General features: G+C 41.7%; 10 protein-coding genes. 2 read left to right on the forward strand and 8 right to left on the reverse strand.

From position 1 onward, the window contains the following. Positions 1-147: 147 nt before the first annotated feature. Positions 148-1,758, forward strand: a complete 1,611-nt coding sequence (gene lnt / locus N483_RS05915) for an apolipoprotein N-acyltransferase (protein WP_023401973.1) — start codon at positions 148-150, stop codon at positions 1,756-1,758. Between the two features lie 73 nt (positions 1,759-1,831). Here the strand turns inward: lnt and N483_RS05920 are convergent, their stop codons facing one another. From N483_RS05920 to N483_RS05955, 8 genes are all read right to left on the reverse strand, one after another. Beyond that, positions 1,832-2,200: a hypothetical protein gene (locus N483_RS05920; RefSeq protein ID WP_023401972.1), complete on the reverse strand. Its 369-nt coding sequence runs from the start codon at positions 2,198-2,200 to the stop codon at positions 1,832-1,834. Positions 2,201-2,519: 319 nt separating this feature from the next. Further along, a complete protein-coding gene (locus tag N483_RS05925) occupies positions 2,520-3,695 on the reverse strand; it encodes an ABC transporter permease (RefSeq protein ID WP_023401971.1) in 1,176 nt (391 codons plus the stop codon). Between the two features lie 4 nt (positions 3,696-3,699). After that, complete coding sequence (locus tag N483_RS05930) at positions 3,700-4,377, reverse strand: ABC transporter ATP-binding protein (protein ID WP_023401970.1); 678 nt, start codon at positions 4,375-4,377, stop codon at positions 3,700-3,702. Further along, positions 4,377-6,254 carry an efflux RND transporter periplasmic adaptor subunit gene (locus N483_RS05935; RefSeq protein WP_023401969.1) on the reverse strand — a complete coding sequence of 626 codons (1,878 nt, stop codon included), beginning with the start codon at positions 6,252-6,254 and terminating at the stop codon, positions 4,377-4,379. The genes N483_RS05930 and N483_RS05935 overlap by 1 nt, the downstream gene beginning before the upstream one ends. After that, entirely contained in the window at positions 6,247-7,824 is a 1,578-nt protein-coding gene (locus N483_RS05940; RefSeq protein ID WP_196764399.1) for a TolC family protein, read from the reverse strand. The genes N483_RS05935 and N483_RS05940 overlap by 8 nt, the downstream gene beginning before the upstream one ends. A gap of 321 nt (positions 7,825-8,145) precedes the next feature. Continuing rightward, the gene (locus N483_RS05945; RefSeq protein ID WP_023401967.1) at positions 8,146-9,561 is read right to left on the reverse strand and encodes a serine hydrolase domain-containing protein; all 1,416 of its coding nucleotides are present in this window, start codon (positions 9,559-9,561) and stop codon (positions 8,146-8,148) included. A 622-nt stretch (positions 9,562-10,183) separates the two neighbouring features. Further along, the gene (locus tag N483_RS05950; RefSeq protein ID WP_023401966.1) at positions 10,184-17,320 is read right to left on the reverse strand and encodes a PKD domain-containing protein; all 7,137 of its coding nucleotides are present in this window, start codon (positions 17,318-17,320) and stop codon (positions 10,184-10,186) included. Between the two features lie 393 nt (positions 17,321-17,713). Then, positions 17,714-18,220 (reverse strand): hypothetical protein, encoded by a 507-nt coding sequence (locus tag N483_RS05955; RefSeq protein WP_023401965.1) that lies wholly within the window; start codon positions 18,218-18,220, stop codon positions 17,714-17,716. Between the two features lie 916 nt (positions 18,221-19,136). On the opposite strand from N483_RS05955, the gene N483_RS05965 reads away from it, so the two are divergent. Beyond that, a complete protein-coding gene (locus N483_RS05965) occupies positions 19,137-19,511 on the forward strand; it encodes a hypothetical protein (protein ID WP_023401963.1) in 375 nt (124 codons plus the stop codon). Positions 19,512-19,574 lie beyond the last annotated feature (63 nt).

Raw genomic sequence — 19,574 nt, forward strand, 5'->3', positions numbered from 1 at the left:
GCAAATTACGCATAAATAAGACATATAGGTAAAAATACCTATAGATTCATAAAGTCGCGCATAGAAAACATGAAATTCAAAGGCTTATATGTGGCTTACTACTTGCTCTTAGGCAATACAGGAATGTTATAACTTTAAACTCAGTATATGTTTGCTATACAATTTCTCCCATCTTTAGTGTGTCGCACGCGCCTCGTCAAAAGCCAAGTGTATTTGCTGGCTGGCTCATCTGGCTGTATCAGTGCGCTCTCTTTTGCTCCATACAACCTGTACTATCTAGCTTTTTATGGTCCGATAATTTGCTTCTTGCTTTGGGAGCGAGTTTCAATCAAAAAGGCTTTTGTAACTGGCTTTTTATATACCGCAACTTTGCTGTCGGTTGCCGGGACTTGGCTATATTTGTCACCGAACCAACTTGCCGATATGCCAATGCCCTTGGCTATTCTTGTCACGGTTTTGGTTATTGCTGCTGTAAGTTTGTGTATGGGCGCCGCGGGCGCAATATATGTATTGCTCAAGGGACGCGCTTTACTTACCCGGGCTTGCTTGCTCTTCCCCAGCCTGTGGTGGCTTGCAGAATGGTCACGGGAATGGTTTCTTAGCGGTTATCCATGGTTCAATATTGGCTATTCACAGCTTGATATGCCCTTGATTGGTTGGGCAAGCGTATTTGGGGTCAACGGCATAGCTTATTTGGTTGCAATGAGTTCAGCACTGGTAACGATTGCACTGTTTTATACACGCTATAGACTCATCGCAATGAGCATAACTACCATTGCTTGGACATCAGGCATGCTTCTGCAGAGTATTTCTTGGACTAACGAGGTTGGCAGCCCAATCCCAATTGCGCTTGTTCAACCTAACCACATTTACAGCGCCTTATCGAATAAAGACAAGTGGCAGCGCGCTGTTGAGTTAAATCGGCAGTTGCTAAGTAAACATCAACTCGTTGTTTGGCCTGAAACCGAATTTTCAATGCATACAGTGGCACCGCAACCTTCACATTTAACTGAGTTAGATAAACATATATGGCAAACAGTTTCGTTTAGCCTCAATGATACAGTTTTGCCTTTTGCCACCAGCTCAGCCCAATACAGAGACTTTGTAGCACAGCTTGAAACCATCACAGCTCCCCAGAACAAGTCTGTTTTAATGGGGACAAATATTCGCGATCACCAAAATAACCTCACTTACAATAGTGTTCTGGCGGTCAATGCTACAGACAAAGCGATTTACGATAAACGTCACTTAGTTCCCTTTGGTGAAACCATTCCACTGCGCCAATCTCTCGCACCGCTATGGCAATTGCTGAATGTTCATCAGGATACCTTCAATGCCTCTCGAACACCTAACCCGCTATTGCCAACCTCCGAGTATTTAGCCGGGGTGTCTATTTGCTATGAAGCCGCTTTTGGTTCAGAAGTAGCAGATGCGCTGCCTAGTGCACATTTTCTGGTAATGCTCACCAATGATGGTATGTTCGATGGGACCTCCCAACCCGAACAACACTTACAGATCGCTCGAATGCGTGCGATTGAAACAGGTCGCTGGGTAGCGCGTGCAGCAAGAACGGGTATCACGGCCTTTATTGCTCCCGATGCGGCTGTGATAAAGCGAACATCACATCAAGAGTTTGCGATATTAAGTTCAACCATAGCACCACTTCAAGGCAGTACTCCATTTGTTTACTGGCGCAATACCCCCTTTTTGCTCTTCACTCTTGCCGTCATTGGATGGTTTGCACTTAATCGGCGCTAACAAATTAAAAAGCCCAGAGTAGTGTCTACTCCGGGCTTTTTTAAACGCTTAGATGCTCGGTTTAAACCAACCTTTACTTAGTGTGCCAACCGTTTTTATCGAAGCTGGTAAAGGTGTAGGTCGCGCCACACTTCACTAGTGGAATACTTCGAGTCCAAGTAGGTACCCCATCACAGTTGCTGCCACTTTTTTTAATTTTAAGCGCGCACTTACTGCCTTTACAGGTAAAGTTTACCCCCTTACCAAACTCAACCTTTCCTTTTGAATAAGGTACAAATAGTACTTCGTCTGCACCATCAAAGGCACACACATAACCATCTGGGCCGCCGCCATCGTAAACAAGGTTTTGTACTCTAATGCTACATGTTTTACTTCCTGCAAAAGCAGAAGCTGAGGCAAACATTGCGATACCTATGCTTACTAATCCTAATTTTGATTTCATTCTTTATCTCCACTTGGCCCAACTGGCCGTTTATAGACTACGGTCATGGAATGTGCTGCTCTCTAAATATCAGCGAGGAACAACTGCCCTGTTACTTTTATTCAGAGAAATACTCCACGTTATGAACCGGGTTTTATCATGCCGATTTCATACCCTATAAAGAGCAATCAGTAGGCCAAAAAGAGATACTTCATATATTTCAAACACTTAAAATAAAGTAGAAATTTCATATAAGTAATTATCCTGAAAACTCCGCATAAACATCTAAACTAGTCCACATAGACACTTATAAAAGCGCATAAATAACCTATATGATTTTCTAATCACATTGTAAGGCGTCGATTGGGTCCAACTTGGCTGCGTGATTTGCCGGTATAAAGCCAAAAAATATCCCGGTTAATATAGAAACACAGGAACCCATCGCAATTGGATAAATGGGGATCAAATACACCCAGTGATAGAGTGAAGCCGCCGCATAACTCGCGCCTATGCCTATCAAAACACCCATTACCCCGCCAATAGCACATAGGCAAATTGATTCGATTAAAAACTGGCTACGAATATCCCGCTTTTTCGCCCCCATAGCTCGGCGGATCCCAATCTCTTGCTTTCGTTCTGTAACTGACATCAACATGATGTTCATGATCCCCACGCCACCTAACAACAAAGAAATGCCAGCAATCATTGCCAGCATAATATCCAGCAGCTCTGTTTGTTCACGCATTTGCTCAAGTAATTGCTTGGCAGTGACTGTGTTGACGAGAATACGGTCATTTAAGATGTAAAAGTGTTGATGCATCTGCCGCTCACAAACTTCTGTATCAAATTTCTCCCCTACCTTTAGCAACGCATGGTTAAAACTAGCTTGGTTGTCGCGTTTTTTAATGTAATCCTGGGTCGTGAAAATACTGGTGTTAGTAGCAAGGTTAAGTGTGTTTATATCTGGTGATTCGGTTAACACTCCAATTACAGTAAAGTGGTGCTGCTCCACCTTAATGCGCTGACCGATCAGAGCCTTTGTCGCTGTGCTAAGCCCCAACAACTCAGCAACATGTGCACCTATCACGACGTAGGGCTTTGCACCATCAAAGTGAGAGAGCTGCCTGCCTGCTGCTAGCTTGGCTTTTGTCAGGGTAAAAAACTCAGAGCTCACACTTGCCAAAGTTCCGTTCACCCCTTTATCCAATGTCACGCCTTGTGTGCTCAGCGGCGCACTTAGCTCAACGCAGTTCAATCTTTGATCTAACTCTGCCGTGTGCCGAGTAGATCTAAAGGTCAATTGTTGTGTACTGATATCGTAAAGACTCAAGGTGATCAAATTTGAGCCCAAACTTCTAAATTGTCGCAGCGCTTCGTTTGATACCATTTGCCCAATGGCAACCATAGATATCACCGCGCCGATACCAATACTGATCCCTATCAGCGCCAGAAGTGTTCGTTGTTTAGTGGCAATTAAACTGCGCCACGCTTCTCTAACGTAGGCTTTTAATATCATCGTTTTAGACCTTTGGCTCAGTCGAAAGCTCACCACTTTGCATATGTAGAGTTCGATGGCACTGCGCGGCAACTCGTGGATCATGAGTGATGATCACCAAGGTTATCTGCTCTTCTCGATTTAAGGTCAAAAACAGTTCCATGATCTCTTGGGCAACTTGTGGATCTAATGCACCGGTTGGTTCATCAGCTAAGATTAGGTCTGGCTTTCCCACCAATGCTCTTGCGATAGCCACTCTTTGGCGCTGGCCTCCAGAGAGCTCATTTGGCTTATGTTCAGCTCGCTCCGCCATGCCAACTTTTGCCAGCATTGCCAAACTGCGCCTTTTTTGCTCCTGCTCTGAGACACCTCGATATAACAAAGGGATGGCTACATTTTCCCAGGCACAGAGCCGTGGCATTAAATGAAACGACTGAAATACAAAGCCAATTGATTCATTACGTAATCGAGAAAGCTCATCATCAGGCATATGCATAATCGAACGACCATTTAACTCAAATTCTCCTGAGTCAGGATGATCTAGCAACCCTGCAATATTCATTAACGTTGTCTTGCCACTACCAGAGCGGCCCATAACAGCAAGCATTTCTCCCTTTGAGACAGACAACGATAAGTTATTCAAAATGGGCAAATGTGTGTGGCCGGGACAAAACGACTTACTAATATTTGTCAATTTAAGCATTAGTACTTTTCTCCAAACCCAATCACAACTTTGTCTGCTGCACTTAATCCCGAAGACACTTCTAACCCTTGAGGCAGACTGGTACGTATCTCAATGTACTTGCGAATCACTTGCCCCTGCTCAGTTTGAACCCAAACAAACTTTTTATTGCCTTCGAGTTGCACTGCTGAGACAGGAATTACCAGCGCCTCCGGGTTAGAATAAATGAGCACACGAGTATCAACAGACATGCCTATGCGAATCAAGCTGCGCTGTTGTTCTGTTAATTGCTTCACTTGGATCTGAATATTAAAAACCCGACTGCGACTCCCTTTGCTTGCTCGGGCTCGCGCATCCACGTAGTGAATTACTCCTGACAATGACAAATCGTTGAGTGCCTCAATGCGCACATCAACACTTTGTCCCGGCTTGATTTTCAACAGGTCTACCTCATTCACTTGGCTGTCAATTGATACTCCACTCATGTCGGCAATCATCACCAAAGGCTCGTTTTTAACAACTTGAGCCCCCGAGTATATCTCCCCTTTAAAAGACGGCTTTTCTTGCTTTGAAGTTGCGGGGAGGACTATGCCTTGCACTGGGCTGTGGATGTTTGCTTGCTCTACTTGCTGTGCCAAACTCTGCATTTTCTGCTCTGCGTTTTGCAAACTAAGTTGAGCTATTTTCAGCTGCACATCACTGGCAACTGACTGCTGCGCAATCAGCGATTCTTGAGCCATGGTTAAGGTAACTTCAGCTTCAGACACAGCGCGCCAATCTGAGTCCAGCTCAGTTTTGGCAACAATGCCTTTTTGAAACAGCGAGTTGGTGGAAGCATGACGCTCTTTAGCCAATTGCAGTGCTTTATTTGCTCTAACAACAGCTCTTTTGGCGTTTTTAACCTCTATACTATTTGACCAGTTTTTTAATCTTTCAAACTCTTTCAAACTTTGAAAATAGGCGGCAGTGGCATCTCTATAAGCTAACTGAATAGTGCTCTGATCTAGCTCCAATAGAAGTTGTCCTTGCTGTACAGTATCTCCATATTGAAAGTTGACATGCTCGATTGCGGCATCTAACGGCGCGTTCACTTTTACCCAGCTCAAAGGCTGTAAATTGCCAGACAAATGCAGAAAATCCTCTACTCGCTCAACTTGAGGTGAAATCAGCTGACTTTGTATGTGACTTTGTGGACCTTCCCGATCCTGCGCTTCAGGTGCAACGTTAAAAGAATAGGCGAAAAATAGGTAGAACAAACAAAATAGAGAAACCATTATCGCAGCAGTAACAGTAAGTTTCTCTGTTATTCTTTTGCTACGCACAGTGCTTTCTAGCTGATGATTATCCTTACACACTGGTGCGTAAGCCGTTTGTAAGTCTTGATATTGGTTGTTCAGCTGCTCTTTTTTTGCATGCTCTGTGTCTACCTGCAATGTTTGCTCGACAACCCAGCCAGCCATACAGCTCAGCTTTTGCAACAATTGCTGGTCTTGCACTGTAAACTCTGTTGGCGCTATACCTTGGTTGGCCATTTTGTTGAGTGCCAGTACGAATCCCAAAGGCTCGCTGCTCTCATTGCTCATAATTGCCGATATACCGTTTTGGATACACAGCTTAAGTTTGGCATCTAGCTCCTGTATCAAGTCAGTACTCAAGAGCGCCTCTTGCAGCGTGAAAACAAAACTTACAGGACAGCTATCTGTCGTGATGTGAATATCTACAACCCGCGCTTCACTTTCCAGCACCCCCAAAAATTGGCTTTTTCCATGGTCTAATAAAAACACAATAGTGTGCTCTGCAGCGAGCAACTCTGCCACGGCTTGGCTCAACTTCAAGCACATATTATGCTGTGACGATAAAGGCTTGCGTGTTGCTTCTTTAACTTGAATACTATTCATGACTGTTCCACCCTTCTTGATGGGGTCCAGCCGTTAAGCGATACGCCTTCATATTGTTAACCGAAATACCTGATTCTGGCTCAAGTTTGATCTGCCACGCTGTCAAAGTAGTGCCCAATTGTGCTTGCAACACGGTTAACTGGTTGAGGTAGCTTATCTGCGCAGAAATAAACTGATTTTCGGCATCCACTAATTGCGTTTCGAAGCTCACTACATGAAAGTTTGAAGACAGCCCCGCCGCCAACTTTTCTTGCTCTAGAGACAACTGCTCTCGGGTGAGTGCTAGATAACTCTTTGCGAGCTGTAGCCCCTCCCAGCCAGTTTCAATATTGCGTTTACTATTTAACAACTCAAGACGAATTTTGCTTTCTAGCTCATAAAGCGAATTTTGCGACTGATACAGAGCGATTTGCGCATTGTATAACGACTGCCTTTTAATCTTGTCGCCTATCGGAATATTAAGCTGCAAGCCAATGCTATAGTCCCCTTGGTTTAGATGACCTTGGTACGCTAACGAGTCCGTAAAGTGTCCTTCACTGCCCATTAATTGATATGACAAGTTAAGGCTTAAGTCCCAGTTTTGCTCATCGTTCGCAACGGATAAGTTAAGGTCGTTAGACCGAACATTGAGCTTAGCTTGCAAATAGTCTGGGCGATTTTTAAGCCCTGTTGTCACCATGCGAGCCAAGTTTAAATTAGGTGCTGACACAGCAAGCGGCTCTGTGAGATTTAAATTGGTGTGTTCTTCTAAACGCAGTATTTGCAATAGCAATAAACGCGCTTGATCAAGCTCGTTTTCAGCTCGCTTTAATGCCAACTTTTGGTTTGCTAATGCAACTCTGCTTTGAACATATTCTGAATGAGATAAGCGACCAGCTTCAACTAGCGCACTATTTGTCTGTACTTGATGTTGTGCCCTTTTAAATGAGTGCTGGCTAATTTTCATCGCGTGCAAAGCTAATTGATAGCTTCGGTACTGCGTAACAACTTGACCAATCACCTCTGTTAAAAACTGCTGCATGCGAAGCTGTTGACTGAGCTCGTGCCACTTAGCCTGCCTCAATGAGGCACCAGCGACTTTAGAGCCAGCACCCCGCAACAGAGGTTGCTTGTAGGATAAAGTCAGCGTCGAGGCATACTGAGGATCAAATCCCTCATACTCATTTTTTTGTTGTGCAAGATTTAACTCTAACTGCCCACCCAGCTCGTTTTTTAGTCGGATAGAACCGCCAACAGACGTTTGCGTATTTTGCTCATGCTGCGCCAAGGTCGATGAGTACACTGAGTTACTTTGATCCCCAATAGTTATCATATATTGGGGCTCAAATTCCTGTTCAGCTGCCTCCAGTGCAACCTTATCCGTGATGCGAGATAAATATTGATTTTGCACACTGATATTATGTGTCAGCGCCCTATCGATTGCCTGTTTGAGTGATAGATTAACTTCTTTGGCTACAACTGTGGATGTACCAAATAAGCTAGCAGCGACAAGCAAAAGTGAGGAGAGATTACGCCGCCTCGAGCACAAATATAAGCCAGAGCTGTAATAGTAAAATAAATTGAACTGCAAAATGAAAACGCACAATGATGGAATTGAATGGTTTATCAATCAGCAATAAATAAACCACACTAAGGGCACTTTTTGATAGCATTGATACAAATAATGCCCCCTAGTGCTACACAGCAAAGTTTTGCTGTAGATGAATGATTTTATTCACTAATTCCACATATCGTTGGCAACTTAGTACAGTCGGCGCCCCCCTCAAATTTGATGCCCACTTGGGTTACATGTCTCGCTATACATAACAATACGAAACCTATCCGTAAAAGTTACTTATATAGCCGCATAGTGAAAGCACAAATCAGTTTGATACCTCATGCTTTATCTATATCAATCACTCATCCTTGCAAGTAGCTCATTAATTTTACGACGCACAGGTGACACTACATCAGATTGATTGGCCAGAATCACGACGACGTACCCTTTGTCTAGGTGCATATCAACTCTCGCATCGACCCCTAAATAGGCACCACCATGTCCAACTATACGATTGTCAGGTGTGCCTCCAACCGAAAAACCATATCCGTACCATTTGGCAGAATTATATTTAGATTTTTCGCTGTATGCAGATTCCGTCAATTCCTTATTGAGCAGTTTATAACTTGTTAGTGCCAGCGCATAGTTATGTAAATCTTTGGCACTTGCAAAACCGCCACCAGCTGGGCTGCCTTTGACTGCACGGGTATAAGTGCTATTGACCCAAGTGTCACTGTGCATGCGCTTTAGATAACCAGTGGCTAAATTAGGCGTGGTTGAATCAAGTTCAAAGCTGCCTGCTTGGGGCATATTGGCTTTGTCATAAATATGCTTTTGCACGAAATCGTAATAGGACATGCCACTGACTTTTTCTACGACTAAACCAAGCATCAGCATGCCTGAGTTACTGTAGCGATTTTGAGTCCCCGGAGAAAAATGCAATGGCATGCTTGAGATAAGGGGCTTATAGTTATTCAAATCTCGATAGAGCTCTTTATTACTATTAATAAACTCCTCATTAAAAAAATTACCCAATCCTGATGTGTGAGTGAGTAATTGCCGGATAGTTATCTTATCAACCTCCCCTTTTGGTAACCAGCTGCTATCAACATAATCGGTGAGCCTATCTTCAAATTTTAACTTTCCCTGTTCAATTAAATTGAGCACTGCCAGCGCAGTGAACATCTTATTAATTGAGCCCAAAGCAAATCTCGTATCAAGTGTGTTTTTTACTCGCCACTCCCTATTTGCTAGGCCAACTGCCTGATTGAAAATAATCTCCTCATTTTTTGCAACGAGAATAACTCCAGAAAATGCATCTTTTTTGCTCAAGCGTTCAGTGAATACTGATAACGCATTTGCTACCTGCTTTTTTGATAGATTGGTTTTTAGGTCTGCTTCCAAAGGCGTATTACGTAGAAAAAAATAGTTGATCCCATGCGGCTTTTTATTTTCTCTGTTAATCACCAAGGTGTATGTAAGCTGGTTATTTTTTGACAACACCAGCAAATGATCATGACCGTTTTTTGCTGGCAGTTGCTTCAGTAACGTCAGCTCTCCATGGGTATTTTGTGTATTTAGAAATGTATCTACATGCGCATCAATGCCAAAGCCTTCAAGCGCACTTTTTGCCATGTTATTGGCTAAGTACTCTGTGATGTCTTGCCTATCACCAGAGTTAAATAAAGGTAAAAATGAGTCTGATATGTTTTCTTTGGATAATACGAGACCTGATACAGTCAAAAGTAAAAAGCTGGTAAAAGTTTTCAATTTAATTTCCTTATTGTAATCTCATTGATTTAGCCTCACTCGTAAAAATAAGACTGACAACAAGTTATAATATAAAAACAATTAAAAACAAGGGGAAACAAATAGAACAAAACTGAATAAATAAATAAGAATAAATATAACCCCTTTTTAGTAAATACCAAAACCACGCCAAAAAGGCCAACCAAATTAAATATATAGAATTTAAAATTCAACTTTAAACTCACCGATTTTAAATGCTATATATATGCTATAAACCGCCCGAAAAAATATAAAATATTTTTAATTTCAGAACCCCTCAAAGGGATAAAACTTGTGAAGCTCAAAGCGTCCACTTTCTTTAACAAAAGTTACTTATTTATTGTCTTTGTGAGGTACATATTCTAGTGAAACTCTCTAGTTCAGGCTTTACACAAGATTACCAAGGATATGTATTAAGCCATAAAATACAAGAACCTTAGCAATAAATCCCCCCTACATCGAGATAGGATTAAATGCCAAGTCAATTTTGCGAGATAACAATATGGAGGGTTCGTTCACAGATAAGTGTAAAACATGAACTTTTCTAAGGTCAAGCGATTAACACCAAGAAAAGTTCATATCAGTTTATATATAACTCAGCCTATCACAACCCCCAAAGTATAACATTACTCATACTCTTAAGGGTCGCTTCAAGGTCTTCATCTACGTCAGTGTTGGTTAAATTCAATAAAAGACGACTATCGATATTGTCCAAACCATATATGCTATTCAGCACATTATTTTGAAAACTAACATTATACAATGCACTTCCTTTTGAGATATTCAAGCTGGTTATTGAAACATTATCAGCACTTAAATAACGTAGGGTCACTGGGATATCGACAGATGCAATATCTGTCCTATCAATAACTAAGTTGGATATAAATTCCAATTTTGAGATATCCAACTGTGTTAATTCTGTGTCCGATAAAATGACATTTGAATATTTCCCACCTTCGAATGTAATGCTGCCCAATGGATTGTCACTTACATCGAATTTAAACAAGCTGTATTGAAACTCGGGTATTACTAGATTTGTCAAAAGGTTACTAGATAAATCCAAACTCCCGTTTAATTGCCCGTAAGCTGAAAATTGCTCCAATAAGTTGTTCGACAAGTTTAACGAGCTTATGTTTGTGGTTTCCGACAAGGAAAAACTAACTAGCTCATTATTAGATAAGTCCACACTATCAAAGAGGCCCGAGAGTTCAGCTGACTTCAGCTTATTTCCAGCCAAGTTTACAGTTCTAACCTGAGACTCGGTAGTGAGTGAAATGCTTTCCAATTGGTTGTTTTTCAAGCTCAAATAAGAAGGGTTACCCAACATATTTAATTCTTGAATATGGTTATTATCAAAATTTAAAGAGCTGCCTTGTAAACTTGCCGGTATAGTTAAACTCTCAATTTTATTATATGCGACATTGAAGCTACCGCCCTGCGCATGCTCACTATCGGGCAATAACACACTTTTTATGGTTCCTTCAGATGCTTGTAAAGATCTGATATTCAAGTTTTGAGAAACGTCTAAGTTTACTAATTTATTTCTCGCAATTTGCAAAAATGATAATTTGGGCATCATCTCTACATTGAGCTCAGTCAATTGTGTATCAGAAAGATAAACATTCTGTACGTTGGAAAAATCCTCGAAATAAAGAGTATGTAACTGCGACTCTTGTGCATCGAATTCAAGCAAGGCTTTTGCTTTTGATATGTCTATCTCTCTTATTTGCGATTTTGACAAATAAAGGTAAGTAAGTCTTTCAAACCCGGTCAAATCTAGACTCTCAAACTGAGTACTTTTTAAGTTCATTATTTGAAGCTGATGATCAGCTGTTACACCGGTGATAGATTGAAGTGCTGATGAACGAGCATCCAACATTGTGAGCTTTTTATTGTTAGATAAATCTAAAGCGGTGATCGAAGAGTTGTATATAGACAAGTCCTCCAGACCGGAAAGTCCAGACAAATCTATTTCTGTCAACGCAGAAGAAACCAAAGATAATTCTTTCAATGTCGCTGTATTTGGCAGCGTTAAACTTCCTTCTGGCAGCCTTGTTAAAGTGAGTTTTTTCAGTTTTTCAAGCCCAGAAAAATCTACTTCTACAGGTCCCTGTAGTTCATCAAACAGATTAGTATGAGCAGAAAATTCTTCTAGATTTGTCAGCTGCTCAAGCCTCTGAAGCCCCTCAGCCGTTAGACTAAAATTTTGTAGCCCTAAACTGGTAAGAGAATGCAACTTTTCGATCCCTTCAAGGCTCGAAAGACCTCGATAGTTAGAGCAAAAGAATTGGTGGTCATACTCCACGTATTCACTGGCTTCGCGGTCTACACATGACTTCAATACAGGATCTGTTATGCCCAATCGATCTGCATTTGAATCTGGCAGCGGTGCCGCTGTCATTTGTAATGAGCACGATTGTGTTAGAGCAGGTGACGAAAATGTGATCACCGCAAAATTAAGCCAACTGGGCTTGGTAATACCGCAACCGGAAAACGCAGATGCATATTGGCGCTGTTGGTTGCTCCTATTAAGTGTGACTTCGAGTTTTTCGCCATACTTCAAATAACCTGAACCGGCATTGTGTCTAGCTTCTAAAGCATCAGGAATATCCAATGTCACCTCAACAAAAGGCAATTGAAATAACAGCTGAATTTGATTGTGTGCTGAGCACTGCCCCGAAACCATGCGGCACACTGTCAGGCCATCTGAGTCAATATCAAGTACACGATACGTAAAGTTGTCAGGATTATGAACCGACTTTATTTCACCTTTATCATAACTTGCAAAGAATGATGCATCATCACCAACTCTTACAACAACGTTACTACCTGTACCGTTATATATAAACTCCCATGTGCGTATCGAACCTGTTAACTTTTCATAATACTTGGCCGACTCAAGGTAAACAGGGTTATCGTTCTCAACTGAGAAGGTATCATCAATATCAATAATCCTTACAGAGCTCTGATAATCATTCGACTGATAAACGTGAATATAAGCACGGGCATTGTCTAGCGCAATCACTTTAAATTGCGCAATTGAGCGCACTTCACATTCAGGGCGAGTGTCATTGCAGATATGTTCAAAACGGTTTTGGCTCTTATTAAAGCTGGCCGAGATGGTTAAGGTGTTACGCTCAAGAGCGACTGTCCCTGCACCATTAAGTTTACCGGAACGGTATTCCCCCCCAGAAAACAAATAAAAGTTCTCTATGCTTTGCTCATCAACAGCGACCCAAGCTCCTTTAAGTTGCTCTAATGACCACGGCTTGCGTTCAGTTCGGATCATAGACCAGCTGCCATACCTCAACCAGTCGGCTTGGTTTTCACCACCGGTTTGATTAGCTAGTAAAGTGTAGAGACTCGCATTCTTTTCAATCACCGAAAACGACGCGACAGCGCCCGTTTCGTCCGTCAATTCAAGCATGTTTTCGCGGTTTAACTGCCAGTTTATATATTGGGCACTCGCTATCGAGCCATCGCCCAGCAAAGACATGAAAACCCCAGTATTGTCTTCATTAAGCGTCAACTGGTATTGATTTGAAGACAAGTCAAAGTTTAAGTGCCAGTCACCTAGTAATTCGCTGACCTCTAACTCAGTCGCTTGTTTTGAACTTGCTGATTCTACATAAGTACAAGTCGCCTCCAAATGCGCCGATTTGGGATCGAAGTTGTCGTCTTTTTTACTTCCATTCCAACAAGCATACAGAGAGTCAGCGCCATAACGGAGCGTAAATCTAGACGCAAAAAACAGTTTACCATTTACTCTGGTTTGAATAGTCTGCTCAAACTCAAAGATATACATTTCTGACTGTATGTTACGTACCGTAAAGGCTGTATTTTTGTCTTGGCCGAAAAAGGTGCCGCGGATTTGAGAGTCAGCGTCAAAAGTGTAATACCAACTGTCTACAAAACCTGCAGGCGTCGCATCCAATAAAAGTGATGTGTGCTTATGTGCAATTCGCTCTTGAAAGGTCGCCGTAATTTCACATGAAGACTCTAGTTTTGGAACTTGATATACCTTAGTAAAGTCTATCGTTTTCAGTACTCCACCACAGCCACTGATATTCTCGAGTGAATAGTCGCCAACTTCTGAGATTGTGATATTAAACCTATCTCCAAAGTAAAACTGCGACTGTGAAATCGTAAGCTCCCCTTCACCTATTTGCGATACGTTAACGGTCAATTCCGGCTTGGAGAACACAAAACTGTGATTGCTCCCTTGTGAGCAAGACGCCCCTTCAGCAAAATGGCAAAGTGAGATAGTTTTGTCAGTCTCTTCGCTCACCGCCATATAAGAGATGGCACCAGATTGTAGATGTTCTAATTTCAACTTCTCATTTTCTAAAGACGCACGGTAGCGTTCACCATTGAAAACTATCGAGTCAAAACACAGCCTCAATGGAGAAGGATTAGTTGGACAATAAAAATCACTGTATAGATGAGAAATTGTCTCACCATTAACAGAGTATAAATGTGTTTGCGCGCCAAAAAGCCGCTCGAGCTTGTCTGTATTAAAGAAAGACTTTGTAAACTTACCCAACGCCCAAGTTTTTTCCGATAGCTTGTAAAAATGGATGTCTCTGGATCTATCTGACACATTTAGTCTATTTCGAAAATAGGCCACCGCAATGGTATCGCCTATCTGCGCCAATAGCTTATATTGATAGACCGTATCTATGCGACAGCTGCTTAGTTCGGTATTACAAAAATCAACTTTATTACCGTCTAAGTAATAGTCAAAACGCGTCAGTATGCCGTTGTCATTTTGACCATGAATGTCACGGTGCCATCTAAAATTAAAGTTATCGTTATTATCAACCGTGAAAGCCGAATGAGATTTTTTACTGTGGGCTTTGCGCCATGTTTTTTGGTAATCAATGTCGTCGAAACTAATGTCTTGGTGTTTTATGAAGGTACCTTGTCGATATACTTCTTCACCAAAAGACCCCGTTTCTACAATGGTTTGATAACCAAAGTTAAACTCTCTGGCCAATTTAAGATTGAAACCAAAGACCCAATGGCTGACTTCAACTTGACCAAGGTGAATGCGCCAAGTACCGTCCCACACAGTGATCCCGGTATCAATTGCAACCTGACCATTTTCTCTAAAGGTCAACTCAAAGTTATTTTTTTCACCGAATTGAGAATAAGCAAGGCTCCAAGTGCCGACAAGAGCATCTTCAGTCAATCTATTTAAATCGCGCTCGCCAAACACCTGCGCCGCTGTCGTGTATTTTCCATTGGGCAGCTCTTCGATATCTCGTGAGACATCGAACTCCACCATGACTGCCAATGACTTATTATGCAGATCGTATGTGGTTATTTTAAATGAAGAGCTATGAAAACCTGTACGATGTTCAAACTGTTCGTTGTTTACCACCACTTCTTGGTCGAGGTTGATTGTTACTTCTTTGCCATTTTGTGCCCAAGAGAAAGGGATGCGCTTATCAGCGGTACTCAGTAAACCTCTTTGGTCTTCATAAAATGCCAGCTTATAATCCAATCCATCAACATAGTTTGTCTCGAGTAAGTAATATGTGCCGTTTGGTGCGAAGGCTACAGGAGCAACAAGAGTTTCGTCATTGGTGATTTCGCTTTTGATTTGCTCTACTAACTCTGGCTGAGTTTCAGTTAGGTTGTCGAGTAATTCATCCACTAACTCAGAGTTTTTAGCCAACTCCAGTGTCGAGTTCACGCCATCAGGAAGTGCAACACCATGATCAATCACGGCTTTTAAAACTGCTGCTAAGGTTAATTGCTCTTGCGACGAAATACGTGCTTTTGCGTCATTTAACTCGGCGTTATTGCTATACCCCTGTGTATCTCTTGCCAATAGTGCATATTCCGCAGTTGTGACATTGGTTACATTGACGTCAAATAATTCCTCAGCATTAACCAAATTGTCGTCACCTGCTGCTTCTTTAATAGTGCTAACAGAGTTTAACTGTGAAACAAGCGACACAGTGCTTTTATCATTAATACCTTTGGCAGATAACTTAACTAATTCAGCAGCTTGAGATTCATCGACTGCAACATCCAGCGTGTAGTCGCCATTTTCATCGGCATTTGCTTCAAAAGTTGCCTCACCGATTTGCATGGTAACTTGCGCAAATGGAATAGGCGCATCCGTTACTTTACCTGTAACCGAGAACGCTATTTGGATCGGTTCAATAGTCACCAACTGAGAAACACTGGTGCTCGCGCCTTGATTGTCAGTAGCGGTGTAAGTGAATGTCACTTCGTGAGGAGTTTGAATATCAGGGCTAACAACACTGATCGCATTAGTGTTTTGTCCGTCTATCAATAGCGTCAATGGTGAGTTGTGCGACCAGCTATGGCTGCTCACTCGACCATCAACATCGCTTGAGATACCTGTTAGGGTGAAAGCCTGTCGCTCAACAGTTTCTTGGCTCACTTGGATAGATGCATCAGGGGCAACATTCGGCAACGCTTCGATAGTTACTGTATGTTCAACTGTGTGGGAAGCCCCCTGATTATCAGTAACTTGTAAAGAAACAACAGCAGTATGGTCTTCAACTATATCTCCAGATTGAAGCGTTAAAGTCTCACTTTGCAAACCAGATACAGTAAAGGCTATGTCAGACGTATACGACCAAGAGTAGAATTCGACCTGACCATCGCTATCGCTTGCTTCAGCTGTTAAAACTAATTCAGCTTGCTCAGTAACTGTATTTTCACCTTTAATCACCGCGGTAGGTGCAACATTTGGTAGTGCCGTTACTTGCACAGTGATTGATTCTTGTGAAGATGTCCCTTGGTTGTCAGTAACTTCAACTGTAAATACCACCGTCTGATCGTACACAATGTTTTCAATAGACGCTGACAGGTTTTCGCTTTGCTCACCCGCTAAGTTTATGTCGAGGTTAGTGTTATGAGACCAAGCATATGTAACAACTTCACCATCCTGATCTGAAGCTTCAGCGCGCAAAGCTAAGGTGACCCCTTCAAGCACTTTGTGGTTACCAACAATGCTGACTTCAGGAGGCACATTTGCAAGCGCTTTAATAGTAACAACATGAGTGTGTTTGGCCTCTCTGTTGTCACTCAGCTTTACTTCTGCATTAAAGTGAACGGTTTGATTTTCTAAAATATCAGGTGATACCACAGTCAAGGTGGTTGAATCGCTGCCACTGAGGTCTAGCGCCAGCTCAGAATCATGAGACCATGTAATTTGAGCCGAGTCATCTAGCGGCTCTGTCGCTTCAAGTGTCAATTGGAATGCTTGCTGCTCAAGTTCGCTTTCGGTGCCTAATATATTAATATTCAAAGGCGCGATATCTGGTGCGTAAACCTTAACAGTATGGGTCGCTGAAGTTTGTTTACCTAAGTTATCAGTCACGACAACAGAGACATCAAAGGTAATATCTTCGTCAAGAGCTAAGCTTACAATCGTTAAGCTGGAATCGGTTAAGTTGTCTGCAGAAATCGGTAAATTTGGGTCGAAACTCCACGCATAGCTCGCTATGTTGCCATCGCTATCTGATGCTATTGCATTTAACGTAATGGCGACTTGTTGCGTTGTTTCTGTCAGACCTTCAATGGTAACTTTTGGTGCGGCGTTTATCGCTTTTGGCGGTTCAACGTTTGTGTTACCTGTACTCCCGGTATTTGCAGCGCTATCGGAGCCACCTGAGCCACCGCAAGCGCTCAGCCCCAGCACCGTAAAACAAACTAAAAACACTTTTAAAACAAAACGATAAAAAATATAGCTTCGCAACTATAATCTCCTCAATAAAGTCACAGATCCCACCTTTAGCCCAGTCCTAAAGACGACTGAGCAATAATTAAGCTGGCGGATTATATAGTAACCAGTAGAAATTTAAAGCACTTGCCTTCTTTCTATGAAAAGATTTGTAAAAGACCAATTATTTAACATTACAAAACAATAAGATGAATTCAGGGTGAGGCAGATAACTTGGGTAAAACCACTCTTTTTCATTACTTTTCCATGATTGAGTACCTAAATATAATACAGGCTCAATAACGCGATGTCTTACCTGTTGATTTGACGATTACTCGCTGAGCAAATAAAGCTTAGCTTCAATCAGATGACAAAGAAGCACACAATAATAAGTCATGTGCTTCTAGATTTGGTCACAAGTTATCGAAACTAGACCACTTGCAGAAAGTTCACATCAAAACGACCATCCGGATCTTCCACTCGGATCATCTCGCTATACCGTGCTTTTTGGTAGTTGTTATTTGTCTCTAAAAGCACTTCTAATAACGGTTTTACACGCTCACTACACAGGGCTATAGCAAGGGCTTCATGGGCAAGTTTAAATTGCAGGTCTAAGCTTTCATCTGAGTTTTCAGTAGCCTCACACTCTGACCAGCCATCAAAAATATCTCTCAAATTAGAGATATCAGGATGCCTGCCTTCATAATCAGATAAAATAATAAACTCTTGATTGTCGTATTTAGCATGGCATGTGAACTCGCAGCTCTCCTTTTGATACAAGTTCCAATACATATCGCTATGCCAAAATGCCACTGACAACGTCATATGGGAAAATGCGGGTTGCTGTATATAGAATTTTAGCTCTTTTTCTCTTTGCTCAATCAGTTTTACTAACACGTTTTCGTATACATAGGAGAGCTCTTCAGCACTGACCATTTGATTTAACTCCTTTAATCTATAAATTCAGTGCCAGTATTACGTCCGTTCACTTAACTGGGACAAAACACCTGCTCAATATTTAAACAACTATGCAGCTATCAATTTTTCATTAGTGCCTGAGCGTCCACGCCCAATGGCGTTAGCAGCTAAACAGAACGTTTATAGATGAGTGCAACTTGGGCGCTTAGTTAAAGATAATGGCTACACTAACTAGCGCGGTGCCCAATGAAGCAAGTATGCATGATTTAAGTGACCTCAGATTATTTTCAACGTCGAGTGGTTCCTTTTCCAATACGCTTAAAGCGCTCGAATAACCCCCAAGGTGAAAAACTAAGATTAAGCATAATGTTGCAATGAATTGAACATATATAGAGTGAATATACCCGCCAAAATCACTTGGACTTATAATAGATATAACTAACGCCATTACAGTTGAAAACAACACATTGACCAACAAAGCGTTATCTTCAAAGAATTTGCCCAGTTTTAATTCATGATATTGTATCGCGCATTCTTCAAGGCGCCCCATGCATCGCAAGCAGCGATAGTGACTTTTTTTGGCTTTGTCTTCTCTATATGCCACCTGTTCACAACAGTGAATATTTGTACACTTGTAAAAGCGCATTTTGACTAGACCTCTAACACGTTTTTAAATGTCGGACCGAATTCTAACTTGTCTGATAAACTCATGCAGACTCAAAGAGAGAAACTCACTGACCTAAGCTCTCTGACTTAACAGTATGGAGTGTTACATCCATTTCCTACCCTTTCATTATGCATGAGTTCAATTAAAAGTAGAATCATACAATAATTACTCCCTTCACCCTTATGGTTAGGTATTAAGGATCAGATGACTATTCACTTATTCGTGAAAATGTCATAAAGTACGCACGAATTATTTTATGAGAATTATATGCTTAAACCCATATCACAGGTATTCATTATCATCGCGATGTTAATTGCCTTCGTTGGACAAGCTGTGGCATATAATTTCACTATGTCTTTTGAGCAAGCCTCAACATCACTTGACCTAACACATGCACCGCAGACCTTGACAGAGCACTCTAGCAAAGCGAACGCTTCTGAAGCAGACGACTGTTGTGAAGTTGAATGTTGCGAAAATGATTGTGTCTGCCCAGGAAATGCCTGTATTTCATTGATGTATTTAAGCACAGACGTGCAATCAGCCCGAGTTGTCAAACACAGTGAACTTGTTATCAATATAGATATTAGTCGGCCTATTCCAATGACCGACTCCCTATTTCGTCCCCCCATTTTTACCTCTTAAGGGTCAGTGCGCCCTAAATTCAACCATTTTGTCAAAACGTATCAATAGTGCGCTATTTGCGCT

This window comes from Pseudoalteromonas luteoviolacea NCIMB 1944, assembly GCF_001625565.1.
Taxonomy (GTDB): Bacteria; Pseudomonadota; Gammaproteobacteria; order Enterobacterales; family Alteromonadaceae; genus Pseudoalteromonas; species Pseudoalteromonas luteoviolacea_F.

Excerpts from the sequence above, each read along its gene's own strand:
- lnt (WP_023401973.1), top strand. The coding sequence starts at position 148 with ATGTTTGCTATACAATTTCTCCCATCTTTAGTGTGTCGCACGCGCCTC.
- N483_RS05925 (WP_023401971.1), bottom strand. The coding sequence starts at position 3,695 with ATGATATTAAAAGCCTACGTTAGAGAAGCGTGGCGCAGTTTAATTGCC.
- N483_RS05955 (WP_023401965.1), bottom strand. The coding sequence starts at position 18,220 with ATGGTCAGTGCTGAAGAGCTCTCCTATGTATACGAAAACGTGTTAGTA.
- N483_RS05930 (WP_023401970.1), bottom strand. The coding sequence starts at position 4,377 with ATGCTTAAATTGACAAATATTAGTAAGTCGTTTTGTCCCGGCCACACA.
- N483_RS05935 (WP_023401969.1), bottom strand. The coding sequence starts at position 6,254 with ATGAATAGTATTCAAGTTAAAGAAGCAACACGCAAGCCTTTATCGTCA.
- N483_RS05965 (WP_023401963.1), top strand. The coding sequence starts at position 19,137 with ATGCTTAAACCCATATCACAGGTATTCATTATCATCGCGATGTTAATT.
- N483_RS05920 (WP_023401972.1), bottom strand. The coding sequence starts at position 2,200 with ATGAAATCAAAATTAGGATTAGTAAGCATAGGTATCGCAATGTTTGCC.